Below are 17,136 nucleotides of genomic sequence, written 5' to 3' on the forward strand. Positions count from 1 at the left end.
TGGCCTCGGGAGGAGCCTAAATGTCACAAATGCAACTGTCTCCACAGGAGATCGCGGAGCGCAGCGCGCAGGCGATGTGGGCGCGCGACGATGCGTCCAAATGGCTGGGATGCAGCCTCGATGCGGTGGCGCCGGGCAGCGCGACCCTCTCCATGACGGTGGAGAAACACCACACCAACGGGCACGACATTTGCCATGGTGGCTACATCTTCACGCTGGCGGATTCGGCCTTCGCCTTTGCCTGCAACTCCTACAATCAGATCGTTGTCGCACAGCACAATTCCATCACCTTCGTGGCACCCGGCACGCTCGGCGACCGGCTGAGAGCAGTCGCGCGGGAGGTTGCGCGGTTCGGTCGCTCCGGCATTTATGACGTGCGGGTTGAAAATCAGGACGGCAGGCTGATCGCGGAATTTCGTGGCAATTCCCGCGTTATCAGCGGCAAACATTTCGAGGAGGAGGCCTGAGAGCTTCGGGAGAGACACATGAAAGACCTGACCCCAAGAAAAGAAGAACTGGATCCTATTGAAATCGCCTCGCGCGATGAAATCCAGGCATTGCAGCTGGTGCGTCTCAAATGGTCGCTGAACCATGCTTATGAGAATGTGCCGCACTACAGGAAGAGTTTTGACGCCGCCGGTGTGCATCCCGACGACCTGAAAGAGCTCTCCGATCTCTCCAAATTCCCCTTTACCGTGAAGACCGATCTGCGCGACAACTACCCTTTCGGCATGTTTGCCGTGCCGCGCGAAAAGGTGGTGCGCATTCACGCCTCGTCCGGCACCACCGGCAAGCCAACCGTGGTGGGCTATACCGAGAAAGACATCGAGACCTGGGCCGAAGTCATGGCGCGCTCCATCCGCGCGTCTGGCACACGCCCCGGTGATGTCGTGCATGTGGCTTATGGCTACGGGCTCTTCACCGGCGGGCTAGGCGCGCATTACGGCGCGGAACGGCTTGGGGCCACCGTGGTGCCGGCCTCCGGCGGCATGACGGCACGCCAGGTCACGCTGATCGAGGATTTTCAGGCGCAGACCATCATGGTCACTCCCTCTTATATGCTCTCGATCCTGGATGAATACCGGGCGCAGGGTCTCGACCCGCGCAAGAGCCCGCTGCAGGTGGGCATCTTTGGTGCCGAGCCCTGGACCAACGCCATGCGCGCCGAAATCGAAGACGCATTCGACATGCACGCCGTCGACATTTACGGCCTGTCGGAGGTGATGGGTCCGGGTGTGGCCAACGAATGCGTGGAGACCAAGGACGGGCTGCACATCTGGGAAGACCACTTCTACCCTGAAATCATCAATCCCGAGACGGGCGAAGTGCTGCCGGACGGCGAAATGGGCGAACTCGTGTTCACCTCTCTCACCAAGGAGGCCTTCCCCATCGTGCGCTACCGCACCCGCGACCTGACGCGACTTCTTCCGGGTACCGCGCGCAGCATGCGCCGCATGGAAAAGATCACTGGCCGCTCGGACGACATGATGATCCTGCGCGGGGTAAACGTCTTCCCGACCCAGATCGAGGAACAGATTCTGACTGTGACGGGCCTCGCGCCGCACTTCCAGATCGAGCTCACGCAGGAAGGCCGCATGGACGCGATGACGATCCATGTGGAAATGGCCTCGCTTGAGGCAGGCGAGGATGTCCGCCTCGCCGCCTGCCGCCAGCTCGGCGAACGCATCAAGGATGTGGTCGGTGTGACGGTGCGCGTCAATGCGACCGATCCGGGCGGGGTGGCCCGCAGCCAGGGCAAGGCCGTACGCATTATCGACAGGCGGGTAAAACAGTGATCTCACCCAAAATTCCCAAGCATCCAGATTTCGAAGGAAACTGATGGCCCGCACCCGCGCCAAGGATTACGACGACAAGCGCGACGCCATGCTGCATGGCGCTGCGCGCATTTTCGCACGCGACGGTTATGACCGGGCCTCGATGAACCAGCTTGCAACGGAACTGGGCGTCTCCAAGGCGCTGCTCTACCACTACTACGCCTCCAAGGAAGCCCTGCTCTTCGACATCATCGAGACACATCTTCAGGAACTGGTGGAGGCGGTGGAAGAAGCAGACGATGCTGCGGCTGAACCCCGTGCCCGGCTCCAACAGCTTGTCATTGCCCTGCTCGAAGCCTATCGCGACGCCGACAACGAGCACCGCGTTCAGCTTTCCGGCCTCCAGCTTCTCCCCGAGGCACAACAGGAGCAGTTGAAAGCGTTGGAGCGGCAATTGGTGGCGATCTTCGCCGAAGCCGTGCGTCAGGTTAATCCCACGGCCTTCGACAACAGACCGCTCTTGAAACCGGTGACAATGAGCCTCTTCGGCATGCTCAACTGGTTTTATATGTGGTTTCGCGAGGACCGAGGAATTTCAAGACAGGACTATGCGAAGCTCGCCACCCATCTGCTTGTGAGCGGGGTGTCCGAGCTCGACTGACGGTCTTGCCCGCCCCGCGATCCCATGGCATTTGAAGCAGATGGATGTGCCTGCAGAACCTGCCGAAACTGCCCTTGCCGACCTGATCGATCGTCTGCATCAGCGTGGGCGTGCTCGTGTCTGGTCTCTGGTCATCACCCTGTTCGGCGACGCCATTGTGCCGCGCGGCGGCGAAGCGCCCCTTGCGGGACTTCAGGAGGTCATGGCGCGGCTTGGCATTGAGGCGGGAGCCCTGCGCACGGCCATGTCGCGACTTGCCAGCGACGGCTGGGTGGTGCGCGAGCGACGCGGCCGCAACTCCTTTTTCTCCCTCGACAAGCACGGTCAGCACGCCTTTGATCTTGCGACCCGTCGCATCTATGCGGCCGGGCCACCCGCCTGGGATGGTTCGTGGACTGTTGCTATCGCCGCACCCGGCAGCAATGGCGTGCATGATGCCACCCTGAAGGACGGCGGATTTCTCAAGATCGCCGATGGAATCTATCTCCTTCCACGCACCGTTGAGCCACGCGACGGCACGGCACCCGGCGATGCTCCTTTGAGCGAGATGCTGGTGATCCACGGCTCCAGCGCCGAGCACCCCGAAATGCTGCGAAACCTCTGGCCCTCAGACGAGATCGCTGGCGCCTATCGCGAACTGGTTGCCGAATATGCGCCGCTGGCTGAGAGCCTTGCTACTGCCCCGCTTCCAAACCCAGTCGACGCGATGGCCGCGCGAACCCTGCTCATCCATGACTGGCGACGGATCGTCCTGCGCGATCCCGGCCTGCCAATGGCTCTCCTGCCGAAGGACTGGCCCGGAGAAGAGGCGAGGAGCCTGGTTCACGAGATCTATCGCCGGCTTGTCGCGCCCAGTGAGCGCTGGCTTGATCAGACGGGCCTGCCGCCTCTCAGGAACGCCGGCACCTTCCAGCGCCGCTTCGTTGGATAGGTTTACCTTTCGGGCGACAACGCCAGAATGATCAATCCAAAGATGGTGAGAACTGCGCCTGCCATGACGGAGAGGCTTGCCCATCCATGGCCCAGCAACCCCTCGATCAGAATGATCAATGTCGGGGTCAGATAATTGTAGGCAAGCACTTTGGAGGCCGGGAGCCGCAAAGCTGCAAATTGCAGCAGGAAGAATGTGCCGGCCGTGGTGAAGATTGCCAGATAGACGATCGTGACCCAGGCGATCGGAGGCAAATCGGACCAATCCGTTGCGATGATTTCTCCAACGCCGAACAGGGCAATCAGGATGCCGGTTGCCAGGAGCGTCCAGAAGGTGAAAGCGATGACCGGTTCTCCGCGATTGTAGAACCGAACCAGCGATGCATAGGCGGCGTGCGCCACCACGCCGGCGAAGAAAATCACTTCCCCCTTCCCCAGGTCGAAGCGGCGCATTGCCTCGATGTTTCCGTCAAAGATGACCCAGACAGATCCCAGCCCGGCAAGGATCAGGCTCGGAATGACCCAGCCGCGCGGCACCTGACGCAGGATCAGAAAGCCAAAGAATGCGCTCAGAAGCGGCATCAGCGTGAAGATGGCACCGGTGGAAACGGGATTCGTGACACGCAGCGCCATGAACATGCTGACGAAATAAAACGCCATCAACCCGCCAAGGATGACAAAACGCCAGGGCGAGCGCGGGACAGGCAAAGGCTGGCGCAGCACCACCTTGACGACCATACCCATGAACATGATCCCGATCAGGAATCGAGCTGCATTGAGCGCCATTGGGCCAATATGCGGCACTGCAAGCGCGCCCAGCGAAAACGACACGGCGACCAGCGATGCGAAGCCGAGCATGGCCAGATGTCCGAGGCGCTTTTGTGCCCCTGTCGCGCTTGTGCGGTGCGCAGCGCGGCGCGCCGCTTTCGTGTCCACGGTGTCGGTCAAGCCCGCCTCCCCTTATCCCCCCAGTCTTTAAAGAAAAGGCCCGCAAACCGAAACCGGTTTGCGGGCACTTTGCAAGATTATCGCCAGGTGATCAGCCATTGGCCAAGGCCAGCAGAAAACTCCCCGCAAGTGCCGTGTTGGTGATCACACCATTGAGGTGAGCGACCCGCTCCTCCCCCTGATAATCCCAGAAATTGTGAAAGATGAGGGTTGCAACAATCAGGAACGCAATCAACGCCAATGCGGCAAATGCGGAATACAGACCGAGGATCAGCAGGAACCCGGCCACGCACTGGATCGCAATACCGGTCATCAGCACCAATGAAGCCAGAGGCACCCCACGCGCGCGAAGAGCGTCCGTCAGAAAGGGCATACTGCCCAAATTGCGCAATCCTGCGAAGACGAAGGCTCCACCAAGAAGCAGACGCCCCAGAACGGGAATGAACGCTGGTACTGCTTCAAACATGATCGACCCCAATCATTTGCAGATAAATTGGCCGCAACATCCCTACGCTACCTCCCGCACGGCATCCGGAATGACCGGGTGTACGGAACGAAACGGTATGGCAATCCGGTTCCAGACATTGATCAGGCCGACCAGAACCGTGAGCTGCACCAGCTCCGCTTCAGAAAAATGCTCGAGCATGTTTTCATAGATCTCATCCTCCACCGGTCCATCGGAAATCCTGGTGAGACGTTCGGTCCACGCGAGGGCCGCGCGCTCCCGATCCGTAAACAGGGGCGATTCCCGCCAGGCCGATACGAGATGAACACGTTGTTCGCTCTCGCCATCCCTCCGCGCCTCGCGCGTATGCATGTCGACGCAATAGCTGCAACCATTAATCTGCGATGCGCGCAGGTTCACCAGATGGATCAACCCGCGATCAAGCCCGGATTTATCCACGGCCTTCTTCAGATCAAGCACGGCGCCGATCAGTTCGGGCTGAGTTTTCATGTAGTTCAGACGTTCCTGCATGGTCGTGTCCTTCTCTTCTTAAATGCGGGCACAGCCCTATGGACGTTGATGGCGCTCCACAAAGGCGCAGCCAAAAGCGAGCGAACGGGGATCCGCGCTCGCCTGATAGTCGGAAATCACATCTGAAAGCCGCGTCTTGCGAAGTTCGGCGCGGTAAGCCTGCTCGGCCCGCAGCATGGCAGCGTTGATACCGCATGGTTTCGCATAGGCCTTCCGATCCAGAGCCCCCGGCCCGCGCTGGCGGATTTCCGCGCAGCGAAAGGCGGGCTTGGGACCCTCGATGGCCAACACCACATCAAGCAGCGTGACCGCATCCGCAGAACGCGCCAACCGGTAGCCGCCATGCGGACCGGGGACGGACTCCAGAAGGCCCGCCGCCGTGAGCTGCTTGAGATGTTTCAGGAGATAGCTTTGTGAAAGACCGTGATATTCGGCAAGCGCACTGGCGGGCATGGTTCGCCCCTCATCAAGCTGCGCAAGAAGCGTGGCACAATGAATTGCTGCCTCGACACCTTCGCTCAGTTTCATTCCAATCTCCCTATTATGGATAATTAATATCCTGGATTTTAAATATCTACAATAAGAATAAATCGGTAGCTGCCATCTCCTGACAGATGTCCGTGATTTTTCCTCTATCGGGTAAGGCGTTTAGTTGCACCAGGGTTAGCGCAAAGGGAACATCGAAAGGACGGCGGCAGTATGCCGCCGCCGTCTCCCGCTATTCCGCAGCCACTTTGGCCGGGTTGTTGGGATGCGTCGTCCAGTTGGCATAGACGGGCTGAACCGTCTCACCCGTGCGCTTGTCGAGCGCACCGGCGGCCAGCGGCACCATGTCGATACAGCCTTCCACCGGGCAAACATTGACACAGAGATTGCAGCCGACACATTCCTCTTCGATCACCTCGAAATGGCGTTTTCCGTCCACCATGGCGGTGATCGCCTGGTGCGACGTGTCCTCGCAGGCGATGTGGCACCGTCCGCATTTGATGCACTGATCCTGATCGATCCGTGCCTTGGTGACGTAGTTCAAATTGAGATACTGCCAATCGGTCACATTAGGCGTCGCCCGACCGATCACATCATCAAGCGTGGCATGCCCCTTGGCGTCCATCCAGTTTTCGAGCCCCTCGATCATTTCCTCGACGATCTTGAAGCCATAGGTCATGGCGGCGGTGCACACCTGCACCGTCCCTGCCCCGAGAGCAAGGAACTCGGCCGCATCGCGCCATGTTGTGATACCGCCGATGCCGGAAATAGGTAGACCGGCAGTCTCGGGATCGCGCGCGATCTCAGCCACCATGTTGAGCGCTATGGGTTTGACCGCAGGACCGCAATAGCCGCCATGAGATCCCTTGCCGTCGATTGTGGGTTCGGGTGCAAAAGTGTCGAGATCAACCGCCGTGATCGAATTGATCGTGTTGATGAGCGACACCGCATCCGTGCCGCCGGCATGAGCGGCGCGGGCCGGTTTGCGCACATCGGTGATGTTCGGTGTCAGCTTGGTGATGACCGGCATTCGCGTGGTCTGCTTGCACCAGCGCACGACCATCTCGACATATTCGGGCACCTGCCCCACGGCGGAGCCCATGCCGCGCTCGCTCATGCCATGCGGACAGCCAAAATTGAGCTCGATGCCGTCGGCCTCCGTCTCTTCCACCAAGGGAAGGATCGCCTTCCAGGCAGCCTCCTCACACGGCACCATGAGCGAAACGATCAGCGCGCGATCAGGCCAGTTCTTCTTTACCTGCTTGATTTCGCGCAGGTTCAGATAGAGATCGCGGTCGGTGATGAGCTCGATATTGTTGAGGCCGAGAAGCCGGCGATCTGCACCCCAGATCGCGCCATAGCGCGGTCCGTTGACATTGACGACCGGTGGCCCCTCCTCGCCAAGCGTCTTCCAGACGACACCACCCCAGCCCGCCTTGAAGGCGCGCTCAACATTGTAGGCCTTGTCGGTGGGCGGTGCGGAAGCAAGCCAGAAGGGATTTGGAGACTTGATGCCAACGAAATTGCTGCGAATGTCTGCCATGGGTTTCTCGCTCCTCAGCCGGCCAATGCGCGATGGATGCTTTCGGCCGCGTCACGTCCCTGTGCGACTGCCGAGACGGTGAGATCGTCGCCGCCGGCGATGCAGTCGCCGCCGGCCCAGACCTTCGACAACGAGGTTCGACCTTCCTCGTCGACCTTGATGCGATGCCCCTCAAGCGCAATCGATGCGCCGGAGCCGTTTAGAACCCCGGGCTCGAAAGACTGGCCGATGGCCTTGAACACCTGATCGGCGCGCAGGGTGAGGGTCTCACCGGTGCCGGACAGCTTTCCATCCTTCAACGCCGTGTATTCAAGTTCGATCCCCGTGACATTGCCATTCTCAGCGAGTATGCGCCGAGGCTGCAGCCAGTGCCGGATGACAACGCCTTTGGAGGCAGCCAGATCCTGCTCGAATTCGGATGCGTTCATGTGTTCCTGGCCCCGGCGATAGCAGATCGTCACCTCCTCGGCGCCCAGAAGCCGCGCCTGAACGGCAGCATCGATAGCCGTCATCCCGCCGCCGATCACGACGACACGGCGACCGACCGGCAGGCTGGCGAGATCCTGCGCCTGACGCAGATGTGCGATATAATCCACCGCACTCTCAACACCTTCCACATCTTCGCCGTCCGCGCCGAGCGCGTTGACGCCGGCCAGCCCCATGCCGAGAAACACGGCGTCGAAATCCCGGCTAAGGTCACCGAGAGAAAAGTCCCGCCCCAGCGCCTTGCCTTCCTCAAGCGTGATGCCGCCAATCGCCATCACATAGTCCACCTCGGCCTGGGCGAACCCGTCCGGTGTCTTGTAGGCGGCAATGCCGAACTCGTTGAGACCGCCGGGCTTCGGCCTTGCCTCGAAGATCGTGACGTCATGCCCGTGCATGGCCAGACGATGGGCACAGGCAAGCCCCGCAGGACCCGCTCCGACAATGGCAACCCGCTTGCCGGTTGGCGCAGCGCGCTCATAAAACTGTGCGCCTGCGGCCATCGCTGCGTCGGTCGCATAGCGTTGCAACCGGCCGATCTGCACCGGCTTGCCCTCTGCCTCCTCGCGCACGCAGGCTTCTTCGCACAGCGTCTCCGTCGGGCAAACGCGGGCGCACATTCCGCCAAGAATGTTCTGATCAAAGATCGTCCTGGCAGAGCCCAGCGGATTGTCCGTCGCGATCTGGCGGATGAACATGGGTATGTCGATTGATGTCGGACACGCCGTCATGCACGGCGCATCGAAGCAGAAGTAGCAGCGATCCGCCTCCACGGCCGCCTCATGGCGGTCGAGCGGTGGATGCAGGTCGGAGAAGTTCCTCTCGTACTCCTCGCCGGAAAGGCGGCCGGCGGCGATGCCGTCCGCATAGAGACCATCAGCCATTCCGTATTCCCCTTTTATTATTGGGGAAAGGCTAACGCAGTTTCATTTTTTTATCAATCGGTCAAATTTCTGAGCGGCCGTATCTCTTTGATTATTAATATGATTACAAAAATCATGTTTTAAAATGCAGAGACTTCAAAGAGAACGCCGGCCCATAGGCCGGCGCATCTGGACGAGCGATCATCAAGGCAACATCAATAGACTTCGATGGAGCGAATATCGTCATTGTAGAAGTCTCTCAGGCGGCGCATGCTGCGCTCAACCGTTTCACACCAGCCGCTATAGTTGCGTCGTTCACAGATGCGCGCTTGTGCACCGCCTTCAAGACGCACCGAAGCGATGCGCCGTACCCATTCACGCGGCAGTGCCGCGCTCCCATCTCCTGCGTCGAAACAGATGCTCGCGCCGCGAAACTCCACACGTTCAAAAAAGCACGCCCGACGCACCGGCTCTACATCGGGTTCATCCCCTGCGCGCCGACGGAGCACACGGAAAGACGATACCGCATGGCCGCTGCGCACGAACGGCACATCACGCGTGAGCAGACTGCAGCGTCCATCATGGCCAGGGCGCGAACAGATCTCGACCGTGGTGCGCTGCCCCACACGAACCGAGGCTATGCGCCCTCGCCACCCGGGCGCGACAACGCGGGCGTCATTGCCTATCCCCACACAATATTGGCGTCCCCTGAAATTCGGGCGGTCATAGAAGCAGGCATTGCGCGGTGTCGGACGACGATCACCGCCAGCTCCTGCTACCTCGTCAAACGGTTCGTCTCCATTTCGCCCTTGCAATTCACGCATCACGAAATCGAAAATCTCCAGTCCGATGAGCGCACCGACATCGGAAATGGGGCGATCGCGATAGCGCGAACTGGTATCGCGCAGATAACGGGCAGAGACCCATCCTTTTCGCGCGGCATACCCGACCTCGCACCACTCATAACGTCGGGTACATCGCAACGTCGAAACACGTGCCCCGCGCGGGATGGTGAGCACGGCGCGATAGCGCCTCCCCGGCCCTTCGCGCATCTTCACATCGGCAGTTGCCTCCGCGGCGACGCCACGCTGGGCATGAGCTGAACCCGAGAACGGGATCGACAAACCTGCCAGAGCCAGCAGGACAAGTAACATCTGAACAATCCGGGCAGGCAAGCGACTCTCCATTGCGCGTGAACTGGCCCGCGCAAAGTGATGCAAAGTCGTAACGATATCCAGAAGAGATCGCTTAAAATACGTTGCAGGATCGGGATCAGCGCGGCTTCTTGCCGAACACCCGCATATATTCCTCGACACCCCCCTTCGCGAGCGCCTTGGCCTGCTTCACCCACTCGTCGCGCTCGATCCGGCCCTTGAAGTTGAGGTGATCGTCCACCCACTCGCGCTCGGCCTTCTTCCAGGCCGCGATCTGCGCAAAGGTGAAGACCCCAAGCTCATTGAGCCGCGCTTCCAGTTTCAGTCCCACGCCGGAAATCAGCTTCAGATCATCGGGCTTTGCAGGTTTGCGCATGCGGGCGGGCTTCGCATCTTTCGCCCTCTTCGCGGTTGCCGGTTTCACGCGGGTGGAGGCGGCCTGTCGCCCACCTCCGGCCTCGGCCTGCACCCGTTTTGGCGAGGAGGAGCCCGGCACGGCTGAAGGACCAGCCGCAGACGCCCTCACCGGCCTTCGCCCTCCGGCCATCGGCCGGATCTCACCCTTCGCCTTTGGCTTCTGATCTGCCGCCTTCGCCCGGCCCTTCCGGCGTGCTGTCCTGGCTGTGTTGGCAGTTTCGCCGGGCGCATCGAAACTGATCACCGGCTCCATGGAACTCAGCGTTTCGTCATCCAGCCAGCAAAGGCTGAAATGCCCGTCGCCGAGATCCTTCAGGGGCGGCACCTCACGCTCGCACTTGCCGTCCGGCACCAGATCCTTGTAGCGGCATCGTGTCTGGAACGGGCAACCCGAGGGCGGGTTCATCGCCGAGGGTATGTCGCCTTCAAGCACGATATGCTTCTTGCGGACAGACGTATCGGCAATCGGGATCGCCGAGAGCAGCGCCTCCGTATAGGGGTGATAGGGCGGCGCGAATATCTGGTCGGTCGTCCCCTGCTCCACGATATGGCCGAGATACATGACGACCACCCGGTCGGCCAGATAGCGCACGACAGAAAGGTCATGGCTGATGAACAGCATGGTGGTCTTGTTCTTGCGCTGAATGTCCATCAGAAGCTCGGTCACCGCCGCCTGCACGGAAACGTCGAGCGCGGAGACGGGCTCGTCCGCCACCACCACCTTGGCGTTGCCGGCAAAGGCGCGGGCGACACCGATGCGCTGCTTCTGCCCGCCGGAAAGCTGGCGCGGCATGCGCTCTGCAAAGGCGCGTGGCAGCTTTACCAGATCGAGCAGTTCCAGCATGCGCTGTCTGCGGTCGGCCAGCGTCTTGCCGATGTTGAACTTCTCCAGTGTGCGCACGATCTGCGACCCCACAGAGTGGCTCGGATTGAGTGTGTCGAACGGGTTCTGAAACACCATCTGGATGCCGGCGACCGTGCCGGTGTCCCGGTCTTCGACAGGCGTCGACTGTATGGGATCGTTTGCAAGCACCACCTCGCCATCCGTTGCCGTCTCGAGCCCGAGAAGCACCTTGGCGAGTGTCGATTTTCCGCAACCGGATTCGCCAACAATCGCAACGGTTTCGGATTCCCGCGCCTCAAAGCTGATCTGCTCATTGGCCTTGACGGTCTTGGTGTCGCCGCCACCAAAAATGCCGTTGGCGGCCACGTGATAGTATTTCTTGAGATTTTCGATGCGCAGCATCGGCTTGCCGGGCTCGATCGGTTCCTTGTCTTCCAGCGCGCCTTCCGGCAGCGCATTCCAGTCAATCTCATCAAACCGGAGGCAGCGGGAATGGTGCCGCTCATGCCCTTCGACCGGCAGCATCGGCACCTCGCCTGCATCGCACAGGCCCTCCTTGAAATGCTGACAGCGCGGGCCGAAATTGCAGCCCTTCGGGCGCTCATGCGGCAGCGGCAACTGGCCGGGAATGGCAATCAGGGGCCGCTCATTCTTGTCGGCGCCCGGCAGCGGGATGGAGCGGAACAGCCCCTGCGTATAGGGATGGCGCATCCGGTCGAACACGTCTTCGACGCGGCCCGTCTCCACCGCCTCGCCCGAATACATCACTGTTACACGGTCACAGGTTTCGAGGATAAGGCCCAGATTGTGCGACACGAAGATCATCGACGTGCCGTATTTCTTCCCGAGCCCCTTCACCAGTTCGACAATGCCCGCCTCGACGGTCACGTCGAGCGCGGTCGTCGGCTCATCCAGCAGCAGCAGCGCCGGCTTCGACAGGAGCGCCATGGCGATGACGATGCGCTGCTGCTGGCCGCCGGAAAGCTGGTGTGGATAGGACCGCATCATGCGTTCGGGGTCCGGCAGGCGCACCGCCTCAACCATTTCCAGCGCCCGGCGCCGCGCCTCCTCCTTCGAGACATTGTCGTGAATGAGCGGCACTTCCATGAGCTGCTGGCCGATCTTCATGGCCGGGTTGAGGCTCGCCATCGGCTCCTGATAGATCATGGCGATCTCATTGCCGCGGATCTGGCGCAGCTCCTCCTCGCTCATCTCGGCCATGTCGCGGCCCTTGAACCTGATGCGGCCGCCGACGATCTGGCCGACATTGGACAGGTCGCGCATGATGCCGAGCGAGACGGTCGACTTGCCGCAACCGGATTCACCAACGATGCCCATCGCCTCGCCGGGCATGACCTCGCAGGAAAAATCCATCACCGCCGGGATTTCGCCGGCACGGGTGAAGAAGGAGATGGAGAGGTTTTCGATTTCGAGGATCGGCTTACCGCTTTTCCGGCCGCGTGTGATGCTGATGGCTTCGTTCATGGCGTCGCTCTCAGTGTTCATCCTCAATCCTTCAGCGATTGTTCACGCAGCGCGTCGGCAAGCAGGTTCAGCCCGAGCACGAAGGACATGAGGGCAAAAACGGGCGGCAGCGCCGGATGAACATAGGCCCTGAGCAGACGGCTCGATTCCTTGATGCCCGTGCCCCAGTCAGGGCTTTCAGGCGCGAGACCGAGGCCGAAATAGCCGAGCGTGCCAAGAAGGATGGTCGTATAGCCAATGCGCAGGCACACATCGACAATGAGCGGACCGCGCGCATTGGGCAGCACCTCCCAAAGCATGATGTACCAGGGCGTCTCGCCACGTGTCTGGGCAGCTGCCACATAGTCTCGTGTCTTGATGTCCATCACCAGCCCGCGCACGATGCGAAACACCCCCGGAGACGAGGCAAAGACCACCGCCACGAAAATGTTGAGCTGGTTGGAACTGATCGAGATGATGCCGAGCGGATCGGCATCGAACACAAGGCCCACATAAGCCCAGCCGCCGATGAGCAATGTCACGGCAAGCTGGATCGCCAGAAGCTGCGGACGGCTGCGATAGCGCGTCCAGAAGAGCGTCACGAAAAACACGATCGGGAAGATGAAGAACACGCCCGCCATCCATTGCGGAATGGGCGTCTCGCGGATTCCCGGCGTTACCAGAAGATAGAAAAGCAGGATGACCGGGAAGGCGAGGACCAGATTGGCGAGGAACGACAGAAAACTGTCGATCCGCCCGCCATAATAGCCGGCCGGCAGGCCAAGCGTGGTGCCCACCATCAGCGCGAACAGCGTCGCCGCAGGCGCAATGATGAGAACGATCTGGCTGCCATGGACCATGCGCGAGAACACGTCGCGCGCCAGCCGGTCGCCGCCGAACAGAAAGGCCTGTCCGCTTTCCGGCTCAATGGCGCCGGGCAGGACGTTCTTCATGATCGGAAACTGCGCCAGCGGATCAAAGGGTGCGACCGTGCCCGCGAAAATTGCCGTGAACAGCCAGAAAAAGCAGATCAGAACACCGGCGACGCCGACACCCGTCTCAAAGAGCTGACCGTAGAGGCCGAGGCGTTCACGAAAACGCAGGCTGAAGAACAGGATGATGGCCAGCGCGATCCACACCGGCCAGAAGCGCGCCAATACGCCGAAAATGATGCCAAGGATACCAAGGGTTTCTACCTGCATCGCGCGTCCTCCCTATTGCACGCGAATGCGTGGGTTGAGATAGGCATAGCCCACATCCGAAATGAGCTGCGTGGACAGGACGACGAAGACCGACACCAGAGAACAGCCTAAAAGCAGATCGATATCGTTGTTGCTTGCCGCCTCCACCAGGGTGAAGCCAAAGCCCTGATAGCGGAACATAACCTCGACGATGACGACACCGGTCAGAAGCCAGGGAAACTGCAGCATGATGACCGTGAAGGGTGCGATCAGCGCATTGCGCAGCGCGTGCTTGATCACCACGGCGCGGAAGCCCAGCCCCTTGAGGCGGGCGGTACGGATATATTGCTGCGTCATGACCTCCACCATGGAGGCCCGTGTCATGCGCGCGATATAGCCGATGCCGTAAATCGCCATCGTCATCACTGGCAGGGTGAAATTGTAGAAGGAGATACCCTGCCTTGTCGCGGTCGCGGCCGACCCATTGAGCCATCCGAGCCATGAGGCGAAGATGACCGCGAAGATCACGCCGGACACGTACTCGGGCGTCGCCGTGGTCGCGATCGAGGCGACGGAGAGCGTGCGATCCGTTCGCGTTCCCTCCCGCATCCCGGCCAGGACGCCGATCAGAAGTGCCACCGGAACCATCACCACCATCACCCAGAACATCAGGATCCCGGTAGCGCCGAGTGCCGGGAAAAGCTTTTCCGCAACAGGGACCTTGAACTTGGTCGAGCAGCCGAAATCCCCCTGCAGAATGCCGCCGTAATATGGCTCCGCGGGTTCATCACAATAAGAAAACCGTGGTGAAGACACACCCGTTTCCGGATCGATATTTGGCTGCTTCTGTACGACACCCAGCCACTGGCCATAGCGCACGAAAAAATTCTGGCGATAGCCGTTTTTCTGCAACCAGCTTTCCAGCTCCTCAGCGGAGGAGCGCATGTCGAGCTGGCTGATCGCCAGCTTTTTGAGGTTCGGTTCCAGGTTGACCAGGAAGAAAACGACAAGGGTCAGACACAGCATCGTCAATGCCATGACGCCCAGACGTCTCAGAATAAACCCAAGCACGGTTTCCCCTTCCCCCGTATCCGGAGGTTGTTATTGATTGCCTGCGCAAGAGGGGGCCTCTCGGCCCCCCTGAAGTCCGGTCTCAGCCCTCGTCGAGCCAGACCTTTTCCAGATCGATCTCGAAGGTCTGGTGCATGCCGTGGTTCTTCACGGCCTCCACCGAGTGGTTGTAAAGTTTGCGCCAGTAGGGCTGGAGAATGATGCCCGAGCCCTGGATGATCTCCTCGATCTTTTTCATCACCTCGCGGCGATTGTCGGGATCGGGAATGGCCAGCGCCTCCTCGATCAGCTTGTCGAGCTCCGGGTTGGAGTAGGCGGATTCGTTCCACGCCTCGCCCGTGCGATAGGCGAGTGCCACGACCTGAATGCCCAGCGGACGCATGTTCCAGTTGGTCATCGAGAAGGGATACTTGGTCCAGTCGTTCCAGAAAGTGGAGCCGGGCAGCACCGTGCGCTTCACCTTGAAGCCAGCCTCGCGCAACTGGGCGGCAATGGCGTCACCCGTGTTCTTGTGCCAGTCCTCGTCCACGGTGATGAGCTCGTGCTCATAATCCATCTGGCCGGCTTCTTCCATCAGGGCCTTGGCCTCGTCCAGATTGCGTTCCAGCCTGGGCAGTTCGGCATATTCGGGGTGGATCGGGCAGACATGATGGTTCTCGGCCACCTCGCCGGCATTGTTGTAGCCGAGCGCCAGAACCGTCGTGTTGTCGACGGCACGCTGCAGGGCGCGGCGCACCTTCTCGTCGTCATAGGGCGCATTGTCGACATTGGTGCGCGCCACGATCGTTGTTGCCGTGGTGACCTCCGATTTCACCAGCCCCAGAGAGTCCATAATATCCACGAAATCGGCAGTCGTTTCGTAATTGGTGTGGATTTCTCCGGATTCAAAGGCACTGACGGTCGCGGAGGGGTCCGTGCCGTAATCGATGAACTCAATGCCATCGAGATAGGCTTCGCCGCCCCACCACTTGCCATCCGCCCGCTTCTTGAGTTCCACTCGGTTGCCAACCTCGTAGGACACGAGCTCGAAGGGACCGGTGCCAATGGGATTGGCGACGAAATCGCGGCCCGTTTCGTCGAAGCTTGGGTGAACGATAAGTGCCGGATAGTCCGACATGCCGGGAATGATGGAAATATCAGGTGCCGACAGGTTCAGCTTCACCGTCATGTCATCGACCTTTTCGATGGCCCCCTCGCGCGCCTTTTTGGTCTCAGAATCAACGAGGGAAGCCATGCGGGCCGGCATGGAGTTGCCCTCCACGGTCTGGTCGCACCAGCGGTTGAAGTTGTAGATCACGTCATCGGCGGTGAAGGCGTCGCCATTGTTCCAGGTAACGCCCGGACGCACGTGAAGGATGTACTCGGTTGCATCGTCGTTGACTTCCCAGCTTTCGAGAAGCTTGCCCTCAAAGGTGAAATCGCGGGTGTACTTCACCAGCGGCTCGAGCGTCTGGCGCATGGCGTTGGCGATTTCCGACCAGTCGGCCGTGCGCGGATCTTTCGGGTCCTTGATGAACATGGCGACGCGCAGTATGCCGCCCTTTTTCGGCTCCTGAGCCATTGCATGTCTGGGGGCTGCCAGGCCGAGCATACCGTAAGCTGCTGCCGTCGATGCGCCGAGCGCGCTTGCGAGCGCAAGAAACTCACGCCGGTCCATTCTGCCGGCACGTGCCTCATTCGCCATATCGGCGACGCGGGCCGGCACCTTCTCGCCATTGCTCTTGAAAAACGTCATCGACGCACTCCCATTATCTGCCGTTTTCGGTTCGCCATTAGCATTTCCCATCCCGCCCCCGATGTCAAAATTCCCCGGGGTTCGAGAGGCAAATTCTGCAACTTTTTCGACAATCTCAATGACGGATTTGCGACAGTATTGCCGCAAAAATTACACGAAGAGCCGATTTCGCAACAATAGGTACGATTTAATCCTGACAAATCTTGACTTCGGGAAGCACGCTGTCCCGGATCCGCCCCGGCCTGCTGATTGACGCTGTCTCTGCCAGTTGCTAAGCGGTTTCGGTTCGCTTGAGGTGCTCTGGCAGGGGGTTCACCCGCCGGAGAAAAGGGAACACGGAACGGTCATTTTTATGAACCGCAGCCGTGGCTGCTCCCGCAACTGTGAGCGCTGAGGTGCCTCTGATGCCACTGGGTGCAAGACCCGGGAAGGCGAGACCACCGACGAAGCGCGAGCCAGGAAACCTGCCTCAGGCCGTCACCGACCGGATGCGGGACGCTTCCGGGGCTGTGGTTCTCGCAGTGGTGGCGATTGTCATCGCTGGCGGGGAGACCGAACTTTGGCGTCTGTCGCTCTCCAGCAAATCAGAAAATGTTGCTCGCTGG

General features: G+C 60.3%; 15 protein-coding genes and 1 riboswitch. Of the genes, 4 read left to right on the top strand and 11 right to left on the bottom strand.

From position 1 onward, the window contains the following. Positions 1-29 precede the first annotated feature (29 nt). Genes paaI through HF949_RS14935 form a run of 4 tightly spaced genes read left to right on the top strand, consistent with a single transcriptional unit; the run spans position 30 to position 3,367 of the window. A complete protein-coding gene (gene paaI, locus HF949_RS14920) occupies positions 30-467 on the top strand; it encodes a hydroxyphenylacetyl-CoA thioesterase PaaI (protein ID WP_292900228.1) in 438 nt (145 codons plus the stop codon). Positions 468-485: 18 nt separating this feature from the next. After that, positions 486-1,796 (top strand): phenylacetate--CoA ligase PaaK, encoded by a 1,311-nt coding sequence (gene paaK / locus HF949_RS14925; RefSeq protein ID WP_292896554.1) that lies wholly within the window; start codon positions 486-488, stop codon positions 1,794-1,796. A 43-nt stretch (positions 1,797-1,839) separates the two neighbouring features. Then, positions 1,840-2,436, top strand: a complete 597-nt coding sequence (locus HF949_RS14930; RefSeq protein ID WP_292896556.1) for a TetR/AcrR family transcriptional regulator — start codon at positions 1,840-1,842, stop codon at positions 2,434-2,436. A gap of 40 nt (positions 2,437-2,476) precedes the next feature. Further along, positions 2,477-3,367, top strand: a complete 891-nt coding sequence (locus tag HF949_RS14935; RefSeq protein WP_292896558.1) for a PaaX family transcriptional regulator — start codon at positions 2,477-2,479, stop codon at positions 3,365-3,367. 2 nt (positions 3,368-3,369) lie between these two features. Here HF949_RS14935 and HF949_RS14940 read toward each other — a convergent pair whose 3' ends face one another. From HF949_RS14940 to HF949_RS14990, 11 genes are all read right to left on the bottom strand, one after another. Then, entirely contained in the window at positions 3,370-4,314 is a 945-nt protein-coding gene (locus tag HF949_RS14940) for a DMT family transporter (RefSeq protein ID WP_292896560.1), read from the bottom strand. Positions 4,315-4,405: 91 nt separating this feature from the next. After that, positions 4,406-4,780, bottom strand: a complete 375-nt coding sequence (locus tag HF949_RS14945) for a DoxX family protein (protein ID WP_292896562.1) — start codon at positions 4,778-4,780, stop codon at positions 4,406-4,408. A gap of 42 nt (positions 4,781-4,822) precedes the next feature. After that, positions 4,823-5,290: a carboxymuconolactone decarboxylase family protein gene (locus tag HF949_RS14950; protein WP_292896564.1), complete on the bottom strand. Its 468-nt coding sequence runs from the start codon at positions 5,288-5,290 to the stop codon at positions 4,823-4,825. Between the two features lie 36 nt (positions 5,291-5,326). After that, the gene (locus HF949_RS14955) at positions 5,327-5,818 is read right to left on the bottom strand and encodes an RrF2 family transcriptional regulator (RefSeq protein ID WP_292896566.1); all 492 of its coding nucleotides are present in this window, start codon (positions 5,816-5,818) and stop codon (positions 5,327-5,329) included. Between the two features lie 190 nt (positions 5,819-6,008). After that, entirely contained in the window at positions 6,009-7,319 is a 1,311-nt protein-coding gene (gene preA / locus HF949_RS14960) for an NAD-dependent dihydropyrimidine dehydrogenase subunit PreA (RefSeq protein ID WP_292896568.1), read from the bottom strand. 14 nt (positions 7,320-7,333) lie between these two features. After that, positions 7,334-8,686, bottom strand: a complete 1,353-nt coding sequence (locus HF949_RS14965) for an NAD(P)-dependent oxidoreductase (RefSeq protein WP_292896570.1) — start codon at positions 8,684-8,686, stop codon at positions 7,334-7,336. 194 nt (positions 8,687-8,880) lie between these two features. Then, positions 8,881-9,819, bottom strand: a complete 939-nt coding sequence (locus HF949_RS14970) for an SH3 domain-containing protein (RefSeq protein ID WP_292896572.1) — start codon at positions 9,817-9,819, stop codon at positions 8,881-8,883. Positions 9,820-9,937: 118 nt separating this feature from the next. Further along, positions 9,938-12,565 carry a dipeptide ABC transporter ATP-binding protein gene (locus HF949_RS14975; RefSeq protein WP_292900230.1) on the bottom strand — a complete coding sequence of 876 codons (2,628 nt, stop codon included), beginning with the start codon at positions 12,563-12,565 and terminating at the stop codon, positions 9,938-9,940. A 23-nt stretch (positions 12,566-12,588) separates the two neighbouring features. Beyond that, a complete protein-coding gene (locus HF949_RS14980; RefSeq protein WP_292896574.1) occupies positions 12,589-13,746 on the bottom strand; it encodes an ABC transporter permease in 1,158 nt (385 codons plus the stop codon). 12 nt (positions 13,747-13,758) lie between these two features. Beyond that, the gene (locus HF949_RS14985) at positions 13,759-14,796 is read right to left on the bottom strand and encodes an ABC transporter permease (protein ID WP_292896575.1); all 1,038 of its coding nucleotides are present in this window, start codon (positions 14,794-14,796) and stop codon (positions 13,759-13,761) included. 82 nt (positions 14,797-14,878) lie between these two features. Next, positions 14,879-16,531, bottom strand: a complete 1,653-nt coding sequence (locus tag HF949_RS14990) for an ABC transporter substrate-binding protein (protein ID WP_292896577.1) — start codon at positions 16,529-16,531, stop codon at positions 14,879-14,881. Positions 16,532-16,807: 276 nt separating this feature from the next. Further along, positions 16,808-17,017: riboswitch (cobalamin riboswitch) on the top strand. Positions 17,018-17,136: the final 119 nt, after the last annotated feature.

Source organism: Nitratireductor sp., from assembly GCF_017794765.1.
Classification (GTDB): domain Bacteria; phylum Pseudomonadota; class Alphaproteobacteria; order Rhizobiales; family Rhizobiaceae; genus Nitratireductor.

Bases quoted from the DNA above. Each gene is read 5' to 3' on its own strand.
- HF949_RS14975 (WP_292900230.1), bottom strand. From the start codon at position 12,565: ATGAACGAAGCCATCAGCATCACACGCGGCCGGAAAAGCGGTAAGCCG.
- HF949_RS14950 (WP_292896564.1), bottom strand. From the start codon at position 5,290: ATGCAGGAACGTCTGAACTACATGAAAACTCAGCCCGAACTGATCGGC.
- paaI (WP_292900228.1), top strand. From the start codon at position 30: ATGCAACTGTCTCCACAGGAGATCGCGGAGCGCAGCGCGCAGGCGATG.
- paaK (WP_292896554.1), top strand. From the start codon at position 486: ATGAAAGACCTGACCCCAAGAAAAGAAGAACTGGATCCTATTGAAATC.
- preA (WP_292896568.1), bottom strand. From the start codon at position 7,319: ATGGCAGACATTCGCAGCAATTTCGTTGGCATCAAGTCTCCAAATCCC.
- HF949_RS14955 (WP_292896566.1), bottom strand. From the start codon at position 5,818: ATGAAACTGAGCGAAGGTGTCGAGGCAGCAATTCATTGTGCCACGCTT.
- HF949_RS14970 (WP_292896572.1), bottom strand. From the start codon at position 9,819: ATGTTACTTGTCCTGCTGGCTCTGGCAGGTTTGTCGATCCCGTTCTCG.
- HF949_RS14980 (WP_292896574.1), bottom strand. From the start codon at position 13,746: ATGCAGGTAGAAACCCTTGGTATCCTTGGCATCATTTTCGGCGTATTG.
- HF949_RS14930 (WP_292896556.1), top strand. From the start codon at position 1,840: ATGGCCCGCACCCGCGCCAAGGATTACGACGACAAGCGCGACGCCATG.
- HF949_RS14945 (WP_292896562.1), bottom strand. From the start codon at position 4,780: ATGTTTGAAGCAGTACCAGCGTTCATTCCCGTTCTGGGGCGTCTGCTT.
- HF949_RS14990 (WP_292896577.1), bottom strand. From the start codon at position 16,531: ATGACGTTTTTCAAGAGCAATGGCGAGAAGGTGCCGGCCCGCGTCGCC.
- HF949_RS14935 (WP_292896558.1), top strand. From the start codon at position 2,477: ATGGATGTGCCTGCAGAACCTGCCGAAACTGCCCTTGCCGACCTGATC.
- HF949_RS14965 (WP_292896570.1), bottom strand. From the start codon at position 8,686: ATGGCTGATGGTCTCTATGCGGACGGCATCGCCGCCGGCCGCCTTTCC.